Origin of the sequence: Burkholderia sp. Ac-20392 (assembly GCF_017104585.1) — a bacterium.
GTDB lineage: Bacteria > Pseudomonadota > Gammaproteobacteria > Burkholderiales > Burkholderiaceae > Burkholderia > Burkholderia lata.
In genome coordinates, this window is the sequence record NZ_JAAGPB010000133.1 from 1 (window position 1) to 19351 (window position 19351).

General features: G+C 64.9%; 20 protein-coding genes. 9 read left to right on the forward strand and 11 right to left on the reverse strand.

Annotated features, from left to right (window positions below; all coding sequences use genetic code 11):
- Nucleotides 1-26 precede the first annotated feature (26 nt).
- Genes G3N99_RS16670 through fae form a run of 3 tightly spaced genes read right to left on the reverse strand, consistent with a single transcriptional unit; the run spans nucleotide 27 to nucleotide 3121 of the window.
- Nucleotides 27-1478 (reverse strand): NAD-dependent succinate-semialdehyde dehydrogenase, encoded by a 1452-nt coding sequence (locus G3N99_RS16670; protein ID WP_206122948.1) that lies wholly within the window; start codon nucleotides 1476-1478, stop codon nucleotides 27-29.
- Between the two features lie 54 nt (nucleotides 1479-1532).
- Nucleotides 1533-2555: an aldo/keto reductase gene (locus G3N99_RS16675; protein WP_206122949.1), complete on the reverse strand. Its 1023-nt coding sequence runs from the start codon at nucleotides 2553-2555 to the stop codon at nucleotides 1533-1535.
- A gap of 41 nt (nucleotides 2556-2596) precedes the next feature.
- Nucleotides 2597-3121, reverse strand: coding sequence for a formaldehyde-activating enzyme (fae, locus tag G3N99_RS16680; protein ID WP_206122950.1), 525 nt, complete (start codon nucleotides 3119-3121; stop codon nucleotides 2597-2599).
- 324 nt (nucleotides 3122-3445) lie between these two features.
- On the opposite strand from fae, the gene G3N99_RS16685 reads away from it, so the two are divergent.
- The 3 genes from G3N99_RS16685 (at nucleotide 3446) to G3N99_RS16695 (ending at nucleotide 5637) form a co-directional block, all read left to right on the forward strand.
- The gene (locus G3N99_RS16685; protein WP_206122951.1) at nucleotides 3446-4366 is read left to right on the forward strand and encodes a LysR family transcriptional regulator; all 921 of its coding nucleotides are present in this window, start codon (nucleotides 3446-3448) and stop codon (nucleotides 4364-4366) included.
- Between the two features lie 218 nt (nucleotides 4367-4584).
- Nucleotides 4585-4935 carry a hypothetical protein gene (locus tag G3N99_RS16690; RefSeq protein ID WP_206122952.1) on the forward strand — a complete coding sequence of 117 codons (351 nt, stop codon included), beginning with the start codon at nucleotides 4585-4587 and terminating at the stop codon, nucleotides 4933-4935.
- Nucleotides 4936-5076: 141 nt separating this feature from the next.
- Nucleotides 5077-5637, forward strand: coding sequence for a hypothetical protein (locus tag G3N99_RS16695; protein ID WP_206122953.1), 561 nt, complete (start codon nucleotides 5077-5079; stop codon nucleotides 5635-5637).
- Here G3N99_RS16695 and G3N99_RS16700 read toward each other — a convergent pair whose 3' ends face one another.
- The gene (locus tag G3N99_RS16700; protein ID WP_011356411.1) at nucleotides 5638-6513 is read right to left on the reverse strand and encodes a LysR family transcriptional regulator; all 876 of its coding nucleotides are present in this window, start codon (nucleotides 6511-6513) and stop codon (nucleotides 5638-5640) included.
- Between the two features lie 161 nt (nucleotides 6514-6674).
- On the opposite strand from G3N99_RS16700, the gene G3N99_RS16705 reads away from it, so the two are divergent.
- Both G3N99_RS16705 and G3N99_RS16710 read left to right on the forward strand, forming a co-directional pair.
- Entirely contained in the window at nucleotides 6675-7994 is a 1320-nt protein-coding gene (locus G3N99_RS16705; protein ID WP_174939338.1) for a DUF3422 domain-containing protein, read from the forward strand.
- A gap of 34 nt (nucleotides 7995-8028) precedes the next feature.
- The gene (locus G3N99_RS16710; RefSeq protein ID WP_174939901.1) at nucleotides 8029-8232 is read left to right on the forward strand and encodes a hypothetical protein; all 204 of its coding nucleotides are present in this window, start codon (nucleotides 8029-8031) and stop codon (nucleotides 8230-8232) included.
- Nucleotides 8233-8305: 73 nt separating this feature from the next.
- Here G3N99_RS16710 and G3N99_RS16715 read toward each other — a convergent pair whose 3' ends face one another.
- The 6 genes from G3N99_RS16715 to cynR form a co-directional block, all read right to left on the reverse strand.
- Nucleotides 8306-10315 carry a DUF2235 domain-containing protein gene (locus G3N99_RS16715; protein ID WP_174939334.1) on the reverse strand — a complete coding sequence of 670 codons (2010 nt, stop codon included), beginning with the start codon at nucleotides 10313-10315 and terminating at the stop codon, nucleotides 8306-8308.
- Between the two features lie 15 nt (nucleotides 10316-10330).
- On the reverse strand, nucleotides 10331-10786 hold the full coding sequence (locus tag G3N99_RS16720) for a DUF3304 domain-containing protein (protein ID WP_174939332.1): 456 nt from the start codon (nucleotides 10784-10786) through the stop codon (nucleotides 10331-10333).
- A gap of 17 nt (nucleotides 10787-10803) precedes the next feature.
- Nucleotides 10804-11283, reverse strand: a complete 480-nt coding sequence (locus G3N99_RS16725) for a DUF3304 domain-containing protein (RefSeq protein ID WP_206122954.1) — start codon at nucleotides 11281-11283, stop codon at nucleotides 10804-10806.
- 16 nt (nucleotides 11284-11299) lie between these two features.
- A complete protein-coding gene (locus G3N99_RS16730; protein ID WP_241011690.1) occupies nucleotides 11300-12346 on the reverse strand; it encodes a DUF4123 domain-containing protein in 1047 nt (348 codons plus the stop codon).
- Nucleotides 12343-14895 (reverse strand): type VI secretion system Vgr family protein, encoded by a 2553-nt coding sequence (locus tag G3N99_RS16735; RefSeq protein WP_206122956.1) that lies wholly within the window; start codon nucleotides 14893-14895, stop codon nucleotides 12343-12345. The genes G3N99_RS16730 and G3N99_RS16735 overlap by 4 nt, the downstream gene beginning before the upstream one ends.
- Before the next feature lie 207 nt (nucleotides 14896-15102).
- Nucleotides 15103-15999 (reverse strand): transcriptional regulator CynR, encoded by an 897-nt coding sequence (gene cynR / locus G3N99_RS16740; protein ID WP_174939326.1) that lies wholly within the window; start codon nucleotides 15997-15999, stop codon nucleotides 15103-15105.
- A gap of 113 nt (nucleotides 16000-16112) precedes the next feature.
- Here cynR and G3N99_RS16745 point away from each other — a divergent pair, with 113 nt between their 5' ends.
- The 3 genes from G3N99_RS16745 (at nucleotide 16113) to G3N99_RS16755 (ending at nucleotide 17810) form a co-directional block, all read left to right on the forward strand.
- A complete protein-coding gene (locus G3N99_RS16745; protein ID WP_206122957.1) occupies nucleotides 16113-16772 on the forward strand; it encodes a carbonic anhydrase in 660 nt (219 codons plus the stop codon).
- Between the two features lie 30 nt (nucleotides 16773-16802).
- The gene (cynS, locus tag G3N99_RS16750; protein ID WP_174939910.1) at nucleotides 16803-17273 is read left to right on the forward strand and encodes a cyanase; all 471 of its coding nucleotides are present in this window, start codon (nucleotides 16803-16805) and stop codon (nucleotides 17271-17273) included.
- A 69-nt stretch (nucleotides 17274-17342) separates the two neighbouring features.
- A complete protein-coding gene (locus G3N99_RS16755; protein WP_174939912.1) occupies nucleotides 17343-17810 on the forward strand; it encodes a nucleoside deaminase in 468 nt (155 codons plus the stop codon).
- A gap of 162 nt (nucleotides 17811-17972) precedes the next feature.
- Here G3N99_RS16755 and G3N99_RS16760 read toward each other — a convergent pair whose 3' ends face one another.
- Nucleotides 17973-18335 (reverse strand): hypothetical protein, encoded by a 363-nt coding sequence (locus tag G3N99_RS16760; RefSeq protein ID WP_206122959.1) that lies wholly within the window; start codon nucleotides 18333-18335, stop codon nucleotides 17973-17975.
- On the opposite strand from G3N99_RS16760, the gene potA reads away from it, so the two are divergent.
- Nucleotides 18313-19351 (forward strand): polyamine ABC transporter ATP-binding protein (gene potA / locus G3N99_RS16765; protein ID WP_241011691.1); only part of this gene is annotated, 1039 nt, incomplete at its 3' end. The two genes, G3N99_RS16760 and potA, sit on opposite strands and share 23 nt — an antisense overlap.

Genomic DNA, 19351 nt, shown 5'->3' on the forward strand with positions numbered 1-19351 from the left:
TGTCGACCGCGGGGAGCGGCCGGTGGTCAGCGGCCGAGGCCGGCCATCAGCGTGTACTTGAGTTCCACGTATTCATCGAGGCCGTACTTCGAACCTTCGCGGCCGAGCCCCGATTGCTTGACGCCGCCGAACGGCGCGACTTCGGTCGAGATGATCCCGTCGTTGACGCCGACCATCCCACTTTCCAGCGCACCCGATACGCGCCACGCACGGCCGAGGTCGCGCGTGTAGAAGTACGCGGACAGCCCGAACGGCGTGTCGTTGGCCAGGGCGACGGCTTCTTCCTCTGTCTTGAAGCGGAAGCAGCCGGCGACGGGGCCGAAGGTTTCCTCTTCGGCGATCAGCATGTCGGCCGTCATGCCGGTCAGCACGGTCGGCTCGTAGAACGTGCCGCCGAGCGCGTGACGCTTGCCGCCGGTGAGCGCGTGCGCGCCCTTCGCGGTGGCGTCGGCCACGTGCCGCTCGACCTTGCCGAGCGCCGCTTCGTTGATCAGCGGCCCCTGGTCGACTTCGCCCGCGAGCGCGTTGCCGACGCGCAGCTTGCGTACCGCGTCCGCGAGCTTGCGCGTGAACGCGTCGTACACGCCGTCCTGCACGAGAAAGCGGTTCACGCACACGCAGGTCTGGCCCGTGTTGCGGAACTTCGACGCGATCGCGCCTTCGACCGCCGCATCGAGATCGGCATCGTCGAACACGATGAACGGCGCGTTGCCGCCGAGTTCGAGCGACAGCTTTTTCAGCGTGTCGGCCGACTGCTTCGCGAGCAGCTTGCCGACGCGCGTCGAGCCCGTGAACGACAGCTTGCGCACGACGGACGAACTCGTCAGCGTCTCGCCGATCGCGACCGCGTCGCCCGACACCACGTTGAACACGCCGGCCGGCACGCCCGCGCGTTCGGCGAGCACCGCGAGCGCGAACGCGGACAGCGGCGTTTCCTCGGACGGCTTCAGCACCATCGTGCAGCCGGCCGCGAGTGCGGGGCCGGCCTTGCGCGTGATCATCGCGAGCGGGAAATTCCACGGCGTGATCGCCGCGACCACACCGACCGGCTCGCGCGTGACGACGATCTGCGAATTGGGCTTCGGGCTCGGGATCACGTCGCCGTACATGCGCTTCGCTTCTTCCGCGAACCATTCAAGAAAGCTCGCCGCGTACGCGACTTCGCCACGGGCTTCGGCGAGCGGCTTGCCTTGCTCGCGCGTCAGCAGCTCGGCAAGCGCGTCGCGATTCTCGAGCATCAGCTCGCCCCAGCGCTTCACGCGGGCGCCGCGTTCCTTCGCGGTCAGTGCGCGCCACGCGGGAAACGCGTGCGTGGCCGCATCGATCGCGCGTTGCGTGTCGTCGGCGCCGCCTTTCGCGACCTTCGCGATCGTCTCGCCGGTTGCCGGGTTCAGCACCGGATAGGTCGCGTCGCTCGCGCCGTGCGATTCGTGCCATTCACCGCCGATGAAATGGCCGGTCCTCAGAAATTCATTCATTGTGTGTCGTTCCTTCAGTGCCTCGGAGCCTCAATGCTTCAGTGCCTCGGTCCTTCAGTCCGCCGCGAAACTGCCCTGTGCCGGACGCGACGCGCGCGCGATGCGCTTGCCGGCCGTGTAGTCGTTGATCAGGTCGCACGGCGTGTAGTTGCGTTCCAGCTCGTGCAGCTCTTCTTCGGTGAGCTGCGTTTCGAGCGCGCCGAGCGCGCTGTCGAACTGCGCGACGGAATCCGCGCCGACCAGCATGCTCGCGATGCCGGGGCGGCTCAGCACCCAAGCCTGCGCGATCTGCGCGGGTGGCACGCCGCGGCGCTTCGCGACCTTCGCGACCGATTCCGCGATCGCGAGGGACGATGCGTCGCCGTACATCTGCGCGGTGAAGAAGTCGGTCTGGTTGCGCGTCGATTGCGGCTCGCAGGTGAGCAGGCCGCGCGCGAGCGGGCTGAACACCGATACGCCGACGCCCTGGTCGATGCAGTACGGCACCATCTCGCGCTCTTCCTCGCGATACGCGAGGTTCAGTTGCAACTGCATGTTGATCGGCTTGTCCCAGCCGTTTCGCTCGCAGGCCTGCATGATCTTCGCGAACTGCCACGTGTACATCGTCGACACGCCGATATAGCGCGCCTTGCCCGCGCGCACGATGTCGTGCATCGCGCTCATCGTTTCCTCGACGGGCGTGTTCACGTCGAAGAAGTGCAGCATGAAGATGTCGACGTAATCCATCCCGAGCCGCTTGAGCGACCCGTCGATCCCGTCGAGCACGTGCTTGCGCGAATGGCCGCCCGCATTCGGATAGCTGCCCATGTCGTAGCCGACCTTGGTCGTCACGACGAGCTCCTCGCGGCGCGCGTTGCGCTTCAGGATGCGGCCGACCACTTCCTCGCCGACGCCCGTCGAATAGAAATCCGCGAGATCGATGAAGTTGACGCCGGCGTCGAGCGCGCGGCGCACGATCGGCTCGCTCTGCGCTTCGTCGAAGATCCAGGGCTTCCATTCGGGGGTGCCCATGTTCATCGTGCCGAGACACAGGCGGGACACCTTCAGGCCGGACTGGCCGAGGCGGACGTATTCCATGTTTCCTCCAGGTGCGGCCTTGTGTCGGCCGCTTGTCGTCGTCAGTTTTTCTTCGGGGTGTAGAACGGGTTCGACACGTCGCGCGCGGCGGCGAACACCGCGTCGCGATGCGGCAGCCCTTCCATCGCCGCGACGATCGCGTTGCGGCACGCGCGGTAGTTGTTCTCGAACACGGCGTCGAGATCGTCGGTCTGCGGGTTCACCCAGTTCGCCGACACGACGACCCAGTCGTTCTCCGCTTCGGGCGGCAGCGTGCCGTTCTCGAGCGCTTCGGCCACGGCCTTCGCGATGCCGGCCTGCGATGCGCCCCACGTGGCATTGCCGTGGAAGTCGCTGGCGATCTGCGCCTTGTTCACGTACAGCGTGAGCGGCTTGGTCGGCACGCCCGGCTGCGCGATCACGACGAACGGCGCATGGCCGGCCGACGGCGTCGCGAGTGCGGTGGCGAACGCCAGGCCCGCCGGGCCGTTGCGCGGGCCGACCAGCACGTTGATGTGCGCGAGGTTGACGCCGGGGCCTTCGAAGCCTTCGCCGATGTAAAGCTGCCTGGGTTGGGATGCGGTCATTGCGGTGTCTCGTCGATGAGTGGGTGTGAGGCGATTGTGGTGGGCCGTGGCGCGGCCGGTGAATCGATGTTTTCTGATCGGGCTATGAGTTTTCGTCGTCTCCGGGAAAGCCCTGAACCCGGCGCGCGAAGGCCCGCCGGGCGGGCCTCGGCCGTTGTCGCGACGGCGGGCGGGGCGGGATCGGCGGGTGGGCATGCGCGTACCGGCTCCGGGTTTGTCATACCCGGGCAGGGGTTGGAGGGCCGAGCGCATCTGGACAACAATCGGCGTACTCCGAGCCCTATCTTTCGTCTTCCCTTCTTTTTTCGAAAGCGAGTAATTTCGATGGCTGCCATTCAAAAGCCCGATTGGTCGAAGCTCAGTTCGCTGGATCCGGAACTGATCCGGGCATTCGTCGCGGTCGTCGAAAGCGGTGGCTTCACCGCGGCGGCGAGGCAACTGCATCGCACGCAATCGACGATCAGCCTGCGCATCCGCACGCTCGAGGAGCGGCTCGACACGCACCTGTTCATGCGCAACAGCCGGCGGCTCGAACTGTCGCGCGACGGCGAGAATTTCCTGATCCATGCGCGGCGGATCATCCAGGTGCAGAACGACGCGATCCTCGCGCTGAAGCAGGCGAGCAGCGATCGCGGCGTCGTGCGCTTCGGGCTGCCCGAGGACTATGCGGAGCTGTGGCTGCCCGACCTGCTGAAGTCGTTCTATGCGATGCGGCCGGGCGCGCGCCTGCACGTGCATTGCCGGATGTCGCTCGAACTGCTCGAACGGCTGCAGGCAGGCGAGCTCGACGTGGCGCTCGTCGTGCGGCACGGGCCCGGCGCGGGCGGTCGGGTGCTCGGCCGGCACGACGTCGTGTGGGCCGCGCACCGCGATTTCGCGCTCGACAGCCATGCGTCGGTGCCGCTCGCGCTGTTCCCGGAGACGTGCTGCTACCGGCAGCGCGGGCTGCAGGCGCTCGCGACGGCCGACCGGTCGTTTCATGTCGTCTACACGAGCCAGAGCCCGACCGGCATCAAGATCGCGGTGAACCACGGCGCGGCCGTGACGATGATCGATCGCTGCACGCTGCCCGAGAACTGGCGCGTGCTCGACGAGGCGGATGGTTTTCCGGCGCTGCCGGCGGCCGATCTCGAACTGCATCGCTCACCGGGGATCTGCGATCCGCTGACCGACGATCTGGTGTCGCTGATCGAATCGATGGTCGACGAGCGGCGGCGCGCGTCGCTCGAGGCGTTCGTCGCCTAAAGGGAAGAACGCAGAGGCGACCGCAGGGCGAGGTTGAAGCGAGCCGCGGCGTGCGGCCACCGCGTGTACCTGCCGCGCGCGGCCAGCCGCCGGTCGGTGACGTGTTGTGTCCCCCATGCCGTTTTTTGCACTGCCGCAGCGTTTTTTTGCACGACGTTTATGCCGTCTCTTCTAAGCTGGGGATGTGTCGAACAGCCGAGACGGCTTCCGTCCGCTCCATGACCTTCATTCATCCCGTTCCCGCCTTCAATATCGCCGGCCGCCAGTTGCGCGCCGGCGCACGCAACAACGTCATTCCTTTTCCGCCGCCGCGCCCACGCCTGCAGTTGCCCGTCACGCTGACGGCCGATTCCGGCGAACACGCGCACGTCCGGCTCGCGGCGCTGCTGCATTCCCCGCTCGGCGTGTATGTCGTCAGCGCGCGTGCCGTGCGCGACGTGGTTCACGTGCACTTCGACATCGCGCCGGAAGACCTGGATTTCACGCTGCACATGCTGATCGCGCAGCAGGCCGATGCGGTGATCGGGCCGGTCGCGCGCCGCTTGCGCGTCGGGCCGAAGGTGCGGTGAAGCGGGGAACGGTTGTTGCTCGTTCCTCGGTGGCTTGTTCGATCCGCCGCCCGATTCCCGGTCGCCATGCCGTCCGCCCGCAAGCGGCGGACCGGCGTGCGACACCGCGTGCGCGGCGTCGATCCTGAATACGGAGGGGTCATGGACCTCATGGAAGCCGTGCATGTCGCACGGCCGGAAAGCCGTCGCGTACGGACGGCGTCGTTGCCGTCGGGCCAGCAGCTCGCGCGTCAGCTCGTGACGACGGTGCGGGTGGCCGAAGTGCTGCTGCATCAGGCGATCGTCGTGCCCGACCGGCATCAGTGGTCGGTCGACACCGAACGGGTCGACGCGGACGGCGGGCCGCTCGCGGCGTGGGAAACCTGCGTGACCTGGCGGATCGGCAAGGTGTTCGCGTCGACGGTCAGCCCGGCCGCGCGCGTCAACGATCGCGACCAGGTCGCGGTCGAGATCCGGCTCTGTCTGCCCGAACAGGACTATGTGGCCGGGCGGCGCGTGAGCACCTTCGGCCTTCGCCATGGCAACCGTTTCGGCGCGACGCTGTCGGTCGCGTCGGGTGCGCAGTGGGGCTGGCAACGCAAGGAGCACCTCGCGCCGGAACACGCGCAGGTGCGCGGCGATACGCTCGAAGCGCTCGTCGATGCGGTGGCCGCGAACATCAACGCGGCGCTGGGCGCGGCCGGGTTCGGCGTGACGCGCTGATCACGCGTCGCCGGTCTGCCCGGTCTGCCGCTGCAGGTCTTCCATCAGCTGTTCCGCGAGAAAGTCGCACGGCGGCCGCTTCGATTTGGTGCTGCGCGCGAGGATCAGCTCGAGCGGCGGCAGGTCGGGCAGCCCGTGCGAGCGGCCGAGCATCGACAGCTGCGCGGGAATCGCGCAGCGCGCGAGCGGCGCGACCGCGAGGCCGGCCTCGACCATGCTGAGCAGCCCGAGCAGGCTCGGGCTTTCATAGGAGGTGCGGTACGGCACCTTCGCGCGCTCCAGGCTGCGGATCGCGTTCTCGCGCGCGACGCTGCCCGGCATGAACACCGCGATCGGCAGCGGCCGCTCTTCCCACACGCGCGGCCCGTTCGTCATCGCGGCCCACGCCATCGGCTCGTGGCGGATGAAGTCGCCCGACAGCCCCTTGATGCGCGTGCCGCACACGAGATCGACGGTGCCGTCCTTGATCAGCGGCGCGAGCGCGCTGCTCGGCAGCCCCATCACCTGGATCTCGACCTTCGGGTAGGTCGCCGAGAATTTCTTCAGGACCGACGGCAGCAGCGACGACGCATAGTCGTCCGGCACGCCGATCACGACCTTGCCGGTCACTTCCGGCCGCACCACGGCCGCCCAGGCCTCGTCGCGCAGCGCCAGCATTCGTCTGGCGAATCCCAGCAGCACCTCGCCTTCGCGCGTCAGCACGATGCTGCGCGGCTTGCGCACGAACAGCGGCCGCCCGATCGCGTCTTCCAGGCTCTTGATCTGCATGCTGACGGCCGACTGCGAGCGGTTCACGGCCTCGGCGGCGCGGGTCATGTTGCCGGTCTCCGCGACAGCGACGACGGTGGCCAGCACGTCGTGATCGAGCATCTTCATGGGTATCAGTAAAACTGAACGTAACGATCAGCATTATGCGTTTTTATTGTTGCTGTGTGTCTGCCATAGTGCGATCACGCTGACGTTTCACCCGAGGGTGGCGCGGCGTTCGGGCCGGCCGAGCCGGCGTGCAGCACTGAACAGGAAAGCGTGGTGACTCGATGATGGACCATCCGTTGCGCGCCGCACTGGCCGCGGAATTGCATGCGCGGCCGTTCCTGCGGCTTGCCGAAGCGGTGTCGCTCACGCATTACGCGATCTACGCGGACGGCCAGCCCGACATCCACGAAACGCTGCTGCACGCACTGTGCCGCGATACCGGCATCGCCGCGCCGCACGACGGCGCGACGCACTACGCGGTGCAGTCGCCGAGCGGCTGGCACCTGAAGTGGGAGCGCCACACCGAATTCTCGACCTTCACGTTCGTCGCACCGCGTCGCGATACGGGCTACTTCGACGATCTCGCGATCGAAGGCATTCCGGCCGCGTGGTTCGCGCGGCTCGCCGGCATCCGCTTCGTCGCGGTGCGGATGGAATTGCTGTCGGGCGATGCCGCGCGGCTCGTGTGCGGCGACCTGCGCCGCTGGATCGACGGCCCTGCGCTCGTCGGCAGCAACGTGCTCGGTGGCGGCAAGGTGTTCTGCGACTGGCACGTGCGTGACGATGGCTTCATGCGCTTTCTCGTCGTCGACGAGGATTTCCGCGAGGAGCAGGGCGGCCGGCTGCTGCAGCGTCTCTATGAAATCGAGACGTACCGGATGATGGCGCTGCTCGCGCTGCCGGTCGCGCGCCGGATGAGCCGCGAGCTCGACGAGATCCATGCGGCGCTGCATGCATTGATGCAGCGGATGGACGCGAGCGGCGCCGACGGCGACGACACGGCGCTGCTCGTCAAGCTCACGCATCTCGCGGTGCGGGTCGAAGCGCTGTCGGGATCGGGCGCGCGTTTCAGCGCGTCGCGTGCGTATGAAAAGCTCGTGCTGGCGCGCATCCACGAGCTGCGCGAGGAGCGCATCGAAGGGATGCCGACGATCGCCGAGTTCATGGAGCGCCGTTTCGCGCCGGCGATGGAGACCTGCCGCAGCGTATGGGCGCGCCACGAGCAGATCGCCGCGCGGATTGCACGGGCGGTAGACCTGCTGCGCACGCGCGTGAATCTTGCGCAGGAGAAGGACGTCACGCGCCTGCTCGCCGGGATGGAACGCACCGCGCGCAATCAACTGCATCTGCAGCACGCGGTCGAGGGGCTGTCGGTAGCGGCCATTTCGTACTACGTGCTGTCGCTCGCGACCGCAGCGTTCAAGGCGCTGCACGTGATGAACCTGCCGGTCGATCCCGAACTGGCGGAGGGGCTGTTGATCGCGCCGGTCGTGTTCGCGGTGATCCACATCACGCGGCGCACGCGCGCGCAGCTGGCCCGATCGGAGGCTGCGCATGATGGCTCACCGGTGCCTGCGGCGGTGTTGAAACAAGTCGGTTAGAACATCTAAAACACAATCAGGTAAAGGAGTGGAGATGACTTTTTCGCAGACACAATCGGTTTTTTACAGCGGCTTCGATGCCGCGTTCGACGAACCGGCACTGGATGAGCCGGGCGCGCAGGACGAGCCGCGCGTGACGTCGTATCAGGCCGTGTTGCAGGAGCCGATGACGTCGCTCGTCGGGAATACGATCGATCGGCCGGACGTCGCGTCGGTGGCGATTCTCGGGTACAACTGACGGGGAACGGTGCGAGTGCCGCCCGGCTGCGCATGCAGCGGGCGGCTATGCCGAAGGTGGCGACGAGGGTCGCTCAGTCGCCAGAGAGGTCGCCGATCGACGCGCCGTGCGGAATCTGGCCGGACGTGACCTGCTTGACGTATTCGTCCTGTGCGTCCTTGATGTTCTTGGAGATGTTGCCGAGGACTTTCTTCACGTAATCCTTCGCCGTATCGGTCTGACGCGCTACCCAGCCTTTCTCTTCGATTTCGCGAAGCGTCATGAACACGCCGTCGCCGAGCGACACGTTGTTGAGCCGCGTAATCGTGTTGTGCACGAAGTTGTCGAAGAACGCGATCACTTCCGGCGTCAGTTTCGGCGGGTGCACCCATGCGGTCGCCAGTGCGCGCACTGTCTTGTCGGAAATATCGTCGACCGTCCGGCGTTCGCCGAACGTGAACTGCGGGACCTTGGAGTTCGGATCCTGGCTCCGGTAGTACCAGTCCCGGCCTTCGTAGTTCGGCAAGCCGCCGCCATTCGGGAAGACCGCGCTATAGACGTCGGCATCCACGGTATTGATGAACAGGCTGTTGCCGGTGCTTTCGTGTGCAGTGCGATCGTGGACGTAACGCGCCCAGGATACGAACATCTTCTGGTGCTCGAGAAAATGCGTTTCGAGCGGGCCGTTCGATTTTGGCAGCATCGCGGTATAGGCAGAGAAGAGATCGTTGACGGTCAGGTTCTTGCCGTTAACGTTGACGGTCTTCTGGAAATCGAATTCGCGTGCCACCCTCGGGTTCGTTTGACGAAGTTGGGAGAGCGGTTTTAATGGGACGCCGGCTGCCCATGCTCGGTCGAGCATGTTGCGTGCGGATACGCGTGCCAACTCGGCCGACTTTTGATCGTCGCCTTCTCGAAAGCCCCCGCCTACATCCGACTGGCTACCTGGATAAACAATTTCGAGTAAGTTCGCATGGTCGGACGACTTTCTCGGAGAATCGAGGTTCTTGTAAAACCGCAGTTCTGTCGCCGCAACGTGGTGAACGATCGACTTGAATTCTTTCTGGAGGTCATACTCTCCAAGCGTCTGCTTTGAGAGACTGAGAAACATGCTCAGTCCTTTGATGGAGAAGCTGAGGGCTTTCCCTTCAGCTGGCACGACACCTAGGACAGGAGCAACTACTTTAGTGAAAATCGAATCGGCATAGGACGTCGCGACACAATCGAAGAGACCCATGAAGTCGAACTCGACCGGTATCCCCTTGTACGTTACTTTGCCGCCTTCCTGCTTGCATACTTTGCCGATCAGTTCATTTGCGAATTTTCGAGCAAGGATGCCACCGCGATCGTATCCAAAAACCGCAACGCGAATGCGCTTGATTTCGCGCGGATCTTTGCTTGCTCGATCGACGTTGGCTTTGAAGTCGGCAATCGCCTGCATGAAGCGGATATTGAAGCCCGTTCCCATATAGCCCGAAGCGTACTCGTTATCACGTACAGGCTGGATCGAGTCGGCAAGAATGCCCACCCCCACCGGGAGAAGGTCCATGCCGACCTTTTTGAAGGTCACCGACTCCTTAATATTTTGCCGAATAGTCTCGGGCGCTTTATTGATGCCCTCAACGATGGCGGAATGGCCGCGAGCGACTAGCGTTTTGCTCGCCGGGCCATCCAAGGTGCTTTTACCAATACCACTCGCAACTTTCTTGGCCGGATCGGTTATGAACTTCCCTTCGGCCTCTTTGGCCAGGGCGGAAGCTGTATCGCTTGCCGCCTTTCCGACCACCCCGACCGTTTGACCCGACAGATCGCGACCCATGCCTTCGTAGTACATGGCATAGATGCCGAGGCTGTTGTCGGTTTCCTCGTGAGCCTGGAACAGGCGAGCGATGTTTGAAAGACGTTCTTTATCTTGAAGACTTTGCGCGAATCCATCGAAGAAAAAACTCTGATAGATCTCTTGATGACAGCGAAAGCACGGGGTGGGTGCCTCCGATGGAAGTTGTCCGCTGACGCTTGCGGCACGCGATGCACGTGATGCACCGGAGCTATTGTCCGACGAACTGGGTTGAGCGCCTTGGGCGGCTATTGTGTCGTTCGACATGCTTCCCTCGCGAATTTAGTTCGTATTGGGGATACGCGGGTCCGTCGGATAATCGACCCACTGTGCTTCGATTTTTCGATCCGGAAGGAAGTGGAATTCAATATATCCTTGGGATTTGTTCGGCAAAGCTGGTACAGGAATGTCCGTTTCATAAACATCCGACGGCAAATTTTTCTTGTATTGATCCTGGGTCAACTCGTACTCGATCTTGATATGCCAGGTTTTCTTGCCCCGCGGTACGTCCATGCAGCATACGGATTTTCCACCACCGCCGCGTTTATGAGCGGTGGAGCCTCCGGCCCCGAACTCGTCGATCGAGAAACTATAGATGCTTCGGTCGGTATAGTTGTACCCGATGACGTGGTACGGCCCGTAGCTCGCGGTCTGCGCATGCACCCACCACGCTCCGCCAAGCAGCAGCACCGCGATGACGATCGGGTTGCGAATGAGACGGCGAAGAAAATTCAGCATGTCGATGTTCCTGTCATTCAGTTCGTCGTGGACGAGGTGTTGCTCGTTGTATTCGGGTTGTGCGGATCGGTCGGGTATTCGACCCATTTGGCTTCGATCTTGCGGTCGGGCAGGAAATGAAACTCGATGTAGCCGTCGTGCTTGTTCGGTAGCTTCGGGACGGCGACGTCTGTTTCGTAGATCTCCGGCGACAGGTTCCTGGCATCTTCTTCCGGCGTCAGGTCGTATGTGATCTTGAGGTGCCAGGCCTTCGTGCCGCGCGGCACTGCCATGCAACAGACCGTGCCGCCACGGCCGCCGAATTGACGGGCATGCACGCTACCTGCGCCGAAGCCGTCGACGACGAAGTTGTAGATGCCTCGGTCGGCGTAGTTGAAACCCACGACGCGATACGGACCGTAGCTCTCAAGCTGAGCCTGCACATTCCACGCGCTACCCATCATCAACATCCCGACCGCGACCGACTTGCAAACCGCACGACGCATCCCGTTCAACATCCCCGTCTCCCGCCACTCAACCGGCTTCGGGCAGCGCATTGGCCGCCGCCATCTCTTGTTGCCGCCCGGCTGCATACCCCGCCAGCGGATGCGCATCGAGCAACGCCGTCCATACTTCCGCATCCACATCCGCAAGCGTTTCCGCCAACGGCGGCGGAGTTTCCCCGCGCGCGGCGATTTTCTCGGCGATCGCCGGATGCGCATCGAACGCCGGATGCACGTTCATCCCGACCAGCACGAAATACGCGAGATCGTTCTCGTTCGCGAGCCCGTGCCGCTCCCGTGCCCGCGTGACGAGATCCTTCGCATAACGAATGCCCCATCGACTCGGCACAGCCGACATCGGCGGCAGGAATTCGTCGTGCAACTGGAAATACAGCGTCTCCGCGAAACCTTCGCGCGCCAGCGCGTCGTACTGCGCGTCCGTGAACACGATCGGCGCAGCGGCGGCCGCGGGCAGCGGCCCGTGCTCCTCTCCGATCATGCTCTCCCATGGATCGAACCGGTAGCGCAGTTCGACGAACGTCGCCAGCAGTTCGCGCCGCTGCGCCGCCGTCAGGACCGGCAAAAGGTTCTCGAGAATCGACGGATCGTAGTAACGCAGCAACGCCTGGCGCCGGTCGGGCAGCGTCGCCTCGGCGAGCGGGTGCAGATAGGCGGCGAGGTCCGGCACCGCATGGCCCGTCGCGAGCCACACGACGAGATCCGACTCGCTGCCGGCATTCAGCAGGTCGAGCATCATCGCGCGCGATGCGTCGTCGTCCGCCGTCAGGTCGAGCAGGAACGGGCCGATCTCGGGCCGCGAAGACTCGAGCATCGTGGCCGGATACAGCGACTGCCAGGCGATCCCGCGCCAGCGGGCCGCATCGAGCATCGTATCGTCCAGCGCGCCGTCGACGAGCGCCAGCAGGCGCAGCGGCCGGGCATCCGCGACCTGCCGCGTACGATGCCAGTCGCGCAGGTCGTCGTGCCGTTGCGCGGCGTTCGTGCGCGGCCATTGCGCGGGCAGCGGCAGCGCGCGCGTCAGGTCGTGAAACGGCTTCATCGAGGTGACGGATGTCATGTGCGGGGCGTGAGTGCGGATTTCATCTTCGCCGCGCTGCGCCGGCATTCCGAGCACACGCCTTCAGGCAACCGCGGCAGCGGGTAGTCGTTGCTGGTCGGCCCCGAGAAGCTGTGGTTGCCGCCCTTGAAGTCCACCTTGCCGGGCGCGTGGATCTCGATGTTGCCGTTGCCGATGCGGATATAAGCGCCGCCGGACGTCAGCAGGACGGGCTGCTTCGACGCGACGTCGATCTGCCCGGTGGCGGCGACGATCTTCACGGTCTGCTGCGCGGTCAGCTCGACGTTGTCGTCGTGCGCACGAATCTCGACCTTGCCATTGCCGGCGAACAGCTTCATCCCGGCATTCTGCGCGAACAGGCTGACCGACGAGATCACGCTCGCGACGAGCGATTTGCCGACCGCGAGATGGGTATTCTGTCCGCTCACGACGTTGACGTGCCGGTCGGCGACCATCTGCAGCGACTGCTGGCTCGCCATCCCGACGCCGGACGGGCTGCCGAACAGCATCACGGGCTGCGCAAACGCGTTTGCGTTGCCGGTGCCGCCGCCGCCCGTTCGCCCGCCCGACGCCGCGCCGGGCTGGCTTTGCTGGGTCGCGTCGGTGAACGTCTTCAGCGCATCGCGGCCGGGCTTCAGCGTGTCGGCATGATGCGTCTCGCTCACGTCGGACAGCGATTCGAGCAGGCTTTCGGCGCCGATGAGGTGTTGCTGCGTCTCGCGCACGTCGAGCGGCTGGCTCGACACGGTCTTGGGATGCGTCGTGACGTACAGGCCCTGGTTCGCGCGCACGGCGCCATACGCATCGGTCTTCAGGTCGAAGCCGCTGCCGACGTACGCGCCGCGTGTGTTGCCGGACTGCTCGATCAGATAACCGACATGCAGCAGGCTGTTTGCCACGCTGCTGTAGAGCTGCGCGCGGTTCTGCCCGGTCGCGTCGTCCATCACGAGCTGGTTGTAGCCACTGCCGGCGTATTCCTTCGAACGGAAGCCGGACAGCAGGCCGTCCGTGTGCCATTGCGGCTTGGTCGCGCCGTTGTAGAGCCGGGCGGTGACGATGGGCCGGTCGCAGTCGCCGGACATCCAGTTGACCACGACTTCCTCGCCGATGCGCGGAACATGCACGCTGCCGTACCCGCCGCCCGTGTCGGACGACGCGACGCGCAGCCAGCACGACGCGCGCTCGTCGCCTTCGTTCAGGCGATCCCAGTGGAACCGGACCTTGATCCGGTTCAGTTCGTCGGTGTGAACTTCCTCGCCCTTCGGCCCCGCGACGGTGGCGGTCTGCAGATGCATCTCGGGCTTCGGATGCTCGAACGGACTGCGGAATGGCACCGTCTGACGCTGCGCTTCGATTTCGACGAGATAGAAGCCTTCGCTGCCGTCGGCGTGATGCACTGTCATCGCGCTGGCCGTGTCGCCGAGCTGGGCCTTCATCGCGTCGAATTGCGCGGCTAGGCCGTGCGGAAAATGGGAAGGCGCGGCCGGAATGTTGTTCCTGATCCACCAGACGGTTTCGATGACGGCGAACCGGTTGCCGTCCTGTTCGGCCGGCGGATGGGCTGCATGGTCGGTCAGCTCGAACACCCGGCCCGCATCGATGCCGCGCATGCCGCCAATACCGTGGAACCGCTTCGCGCGCGATTCCCATTCTTCCATCCGGATCGTCGACTGGCGGTTGCCGTCGCCCTGGGCGCCGTATGTATAGGCGCCCGTGTACGTATAGACCTCGGTCTGATTCGGCAGGTCGCCCTGATCCTGCCGGGTCGGAACATCGGTGCCCTTCGGATTGAGCGCGGTACCGGGCGATTTGTAGTCGAACGTGCGCGTCGTGTAGTGGCTGCTCTGCAGCGTGCGCGAACCCGACCACTGGACGAGCGCCTGGGTCTCGTTATCCGAAGCCGCGCGCTGGAACGGCACGCGGGTCGGCGCGGCGGCGGGCAGCGCACGGAGCGAATCGGTAATCACGAGCGTGTGGTGCGAGCCGTCGTCGGCTTGCTCGAAGTAGCCGAACAGGCCTTCGTCCTCGAGCAGTCGATGGACGAAATGCCAGTCGTCCTCGAATTGCAGGCAGAACGACCGGTTCCGCAGCGGCGCGGAGAGCGCAAACCGGAACATGCCGGAGGCTTGCGGATGCTGGTTGAACACGTCGGTCAGGATTTCGTCGGCGGTGCGGTCCTGCCAGATGCGCTGGTCGCGGCGGTACCGCAGGAACCCGAGCCACGACATGAAACGGATCTGGTAAGCGGTGATGCCGCCGTCGAAGCCGAGCCGGCGCGCAGTTTGCACGTAGCCGTGCCACGGCAGATAGGTGTCGCCTTGCTGTTCGACCCACAGCGTGACGGGCTGGGCGATCAGCTTCTTCAGTTCGACATCGTCGCGCGTCGAGACGGCATCGACCGTCAACGTGAAATCGCGGCCCAACCGCGATACGCCATGCACCGTCTGAGGCAGCAGGACATTCTGGCCCAGCGGCGTATCGAGCTTGAGCAGGCGGGCCTGCTGAAACAGGCCGCCACTGATCGCGCGAACCAGTTCTTGGGAATTCATCGTTGTGGCCCTCTCGAATCGAGAACGATGAGTAATGGTTACCGGATGACCGGTTTTGTCGTACAAATTCTCTCGATTCGCGATTTTACAGGATAAGTCGCGGGATTTTGGCGTCGGATGCCCGGCTGGAAGCGGGGCCTGGCGCGTCAGGTGCAACCGGCGCGGACGCCCGTCAGCGTCCACGCGTGCCCGGCTCGAAAGCCGGTTTCATCGCGAACGCGCGCCTTTCCCCGCCTGCTGCTCCAGCGCCAGCTCGACGAACGCGCGCGCGGCCGCGCTCCGGTACGCCCCCTTGCGCTGCAGCAGCACGGCCGTGCGCCGCAGGACGGCCGGATCGAGCGCGATGGCAGCGAGATCGTCGTGCCCGGTCGCGATCGTCGCGGGTAGCAGCGTCGCGAGGTTCGTGCGGCGCACGATCTCGATCACCGCCCCCAGCGAATTCGCTTCCATCAATACGCGCGGCCGCACGTCGTGCTCGCGGAAATAGCGGTCGATCTGCACGCGCGTCGCGAACTCGGCCGTGAGCAGCACGAGCGGCGCATCGTGCAGCGCGCGCAGGCCGGCCTTGCGTTTCCCGGCGAGTGCATGCTCGCGGTTCACGACGAGCGCGAGCGTTTCGACCAGCAGCGTTTGCGCTTCGATATCCGCCGTCTGCACGTCCTCGAACGCGATGCCGACATCGAGCTCGTCGTCGACGAGCAGCGCCTCGATGCGCTCCTGCGACATCTCGCGCACCGACAGCGACACGTCCGGATAGCGGCCGTGAAACGCCTCGACGAGCGGCCCGACGAGATAGCTCGTGAAGGTCGGCGTGACCGCGATCCGCAGCGAGCCGCGGCTCAGGTCCTGCACGTCGTGGATCGCGCGCCGGCCTTCCGCGAGATCGTGCAGCGCCTGGCGCGCATAGCGGAAATACACGTCGCCGGCGTCGGTCAGCCGCGTCACGCGCCCGGTGCGGTCGAACAGTTGCGCGCCGAGCGTCTCCTCGAGCTGGCGGATCTGTTGCGACAGCGCGGGCTGCGACACGTGCAGCGCGGCGGCGGCGCGCGTGAAGCTGCGGTGCTCGGCGACGGCGAGGAAGTAGTGGATATGGCGCAGCAGCATGGCGGTTCCTATAAGTCCTGCTTATTGGGAAGATCATAAATCAGTCTTTTACGTTATTGGAAGTCCGGCGTAACCTGCCCTTCATCGATTCCACCTGCACCGGAGAACACACGATGAAGGACATCATCGAAGGCTTCCTGAAGTTCCAGCGCGACGCCTATCCGGAACGCGCCGCGCTGTTTCGCGACCTCGCTCGCAGCCAGAACCCGCGGGCGCTGTTCATCTCATGCTCGGACAGCCGGCTCGTGCCGGAACTCGTCACGCAGCGCGAACCAGGCGACCTGTTCGTGATCCGCAACGCCGGCAACATCGTGCCGTCATACGGCCCCGAGCCGGGCGGCGTATCGGCATCGGTCGAATACGCGGTGGCTGCGCTGCGCGTGACCGACGTCGTGATCTGCGGCCATTCCGATTGCGGCGCAATGACCGCGATCGCCACCTGCCAGTGCATGGACCACATGCCGGCCGTCGGCCACTGGCTGCGCTACGCCGATTCGGCGCGCGTCGTGAACGAAGCACGCACGCATCGCAGCGAACGCGAGCGGATCGACTCGATGGTGCGCGAGAACGTCGTCGCGCAACTGGCGAACCTGAAGACGCATCCGGCCGTGCGCCTCGCGCTCGAAGAAGGGCGGCTCGCGCTGCACGGCTGGATCTACGACATCGAATCGGGCTGCATCGACGCCTACGACGGCGCGACCGGCCGGTTCGTCTCCCTGGCGGACCATCCCGCGGTCCGCGCTACACCCGCGACGCTCCCCGTCGCGGCCTGAATCGCTCCTACCCAACCACGAGGAATTGCCATGATCCAGTCCCAGCACAGTCAGACTGCCCGCCACGCGCTCGCGGAAGCCATCGTGCTCGCGAAGGCGCGCAAGAACCTGTCGTTCGCGCAGCTCACCGAAGGCACGGGCCTGAGCGAAGCGTTCGTGACGGCCGCGCTGCTCGGCCAGCACGCGCTGCCGGCGGAAGCCGCGCGCAACGTCGCCGACAAGCTCGGCCTCGACGACGACGCGGTGCTGCTGCTGCAGACGATCCCGCTGCGCGGCAGCATCGACGATCGCGTGCCGACCGACCCGACCATTTACCGCTTCTACGAAATGCTGCAGGTGTACGGTACGACGCTGAAGGCACTCGTCCACGAGAAGTTCGGCGACGGCATCATCAGCGCGATCAATTTCCGGCTCGACGTGAAGAAGGTCGACGATCCCGAAGGCGGTTCGCGCGCGGTGATCACGCTCGACGGCAAGTACCTGCCGACCAAGCCGTTCTGACGCCGGCGCGGCGCCGCAACAGCGGTGCTGCGCACGTTCCCGCCATTCCGTTTCAACGAGGACGCAGCCATGGATTTTGTGAAACGCACGATCGATCTTGCGATGAAGAACGTGGAAGAGGGCGGCCGTCCGTTCGCGACGGTGATCGTCCGCGACGGCGAGATCGTCGCGGAGAGCCCGAACCTCGTCGAGCAGACCAGCGACCCGACCGCGCACGCCGAGATCCTCGCGGTACGCGATGCGTGTCGCAAGCTCGGCACCGAGCACCTGACCGACTGCGAGATCTACATTCTCGCGAGCCCGTGCCCGATGTGTCTCGGCTCGCTGTACTACTGCAGCCCGAAGCGCGTGGTCTACATCACGACGCGCGAGGACTACGCGCCGTTCTACCGCGATGACCGCAAGTACTTCGAGCTCGACACGTTCTATGCCGAATATGCGAAGCCGATCGACGAGCGCCGTTTGCCGATGGTGCAGCAGAAGCACGGCGACGCGATCAACGTCTACCGGCGCTGGAAGGAACTGAACACGAAGTGACCTGACTCGCGCGGCGCACCGGCCGCGCGTGGCAGCCGCCCGGCTGCTCGTTTTCCCCACCCTCCGTTTCACCCGGCGGCGCCCGTGCCGCCGGGCGCCCGCGCTGCTGCACGGGGCCGGCTCGTGCCCCCGTTTTCCCGCCTCCCCAAACATCGATCCCGTTCAATGTCCGGAACGGAAATCCGCGATCCAAAAGGTTTTTGACGGGTTTAAAAATTCGCACTGGAGACGACAGAAACGTGCGGAAAGCCCGATGAAAACCGATGAAATCTTCATGACAGCCAGCGCGACGCCCCCGGCCGGTCGCCACTGATGGCCACCGATCGCCATGCGTTCTCCCACACCTGTTGCGTTGCGCCATTCGTTCCGGACGAGGAATCGCTCGATCCCTCTCCGCCAGCACCGTGCGACCGCCCGACCGGTCGCGCCTGACGCCTGAGATTCGCTTACCTGCTTAAAACGGACCATCATGAAACGGGATTCATTCAGTACACCTGATGCGATGCATCGCCCGGCGACGGACATGCTCAAGCCGAACGACACGTTCGTCCGCATCGAAAACGTCGTGAAGAAATTCGGCGACAGCACGGCCGTCGACAACGTGAACCTGACGATCGCGAAGAACGAACTGTTCGCGCTGCTCGGCAGCTCCGGCTGCGGCAAGTCGACGTTGCTGCGCATGCTCGCCGGGCTCGAGACGGCTACGTCCGGCAAGATCTTCGTCGACGGCGAGGATCTTGCCTCGCTGCCGCCGTACCGCCGCCCGGTGAACATGATGTTCCAGTCGTACGCGCTGTTCCCGCACATGACGGTCGAATCGAACGTCGCATTCGGCCTGAAGCAGGAAGGCACGCCGAAGAATGAAATCAAGGAGCGCGTGGCCGATGCGCTCGCGCTCGTGCAGATGAGCAAGTACGCGCAGCGCAAGCCGCATCAGCTCTCCGGCGGCCAGCAGCAGCGCGTCGCGTTGGCCCGCTCGCTGGTCAAGCGCCCGAAGCTCTTGCTGCTCGACGAGCCGATGTCCGCGCTCGACAAGAAGATCCGCCAGAAAACCCAGCTCGAACTCGTGAACATCATCGAGAAAGTCGACGTGACCTGCGTGATGGTCACGCACGATCAGGAAGAGGCGATGACGATGGCCAGCCGCCTCGCGGTGATGAGCGAAGGCAAGATCGTGCAGATCGGCGCGCCGGGCGAGGTGTACGAATTCCCGAACAGCCGCTTCTCGGCCGAATTCATCGGCTCGACGAACCTGTTCGAGGGCCGCGTGGTTGAAGACGAACCCGATCACATCTTCGTCGAGAGCGACGACCTCGAAGCACGCATGTACGTGAGCCACGGCATCACGGGCCCGCTCGGGATGCCGGTCGGCATCTCGGTGCGCCCGGAACGCATTCACGTGTCGCGCGAGAAACCGGGCTCGAAACACAACTGGGCGCGCGGCGTCGTGACCGACATCGCGTACATGGGCAGCTACTCGCTGTATCACGTGCGCTTGCCGAGCGGCAAGACGGTCGTGTCGAACCTGTCGAGCTCGCACC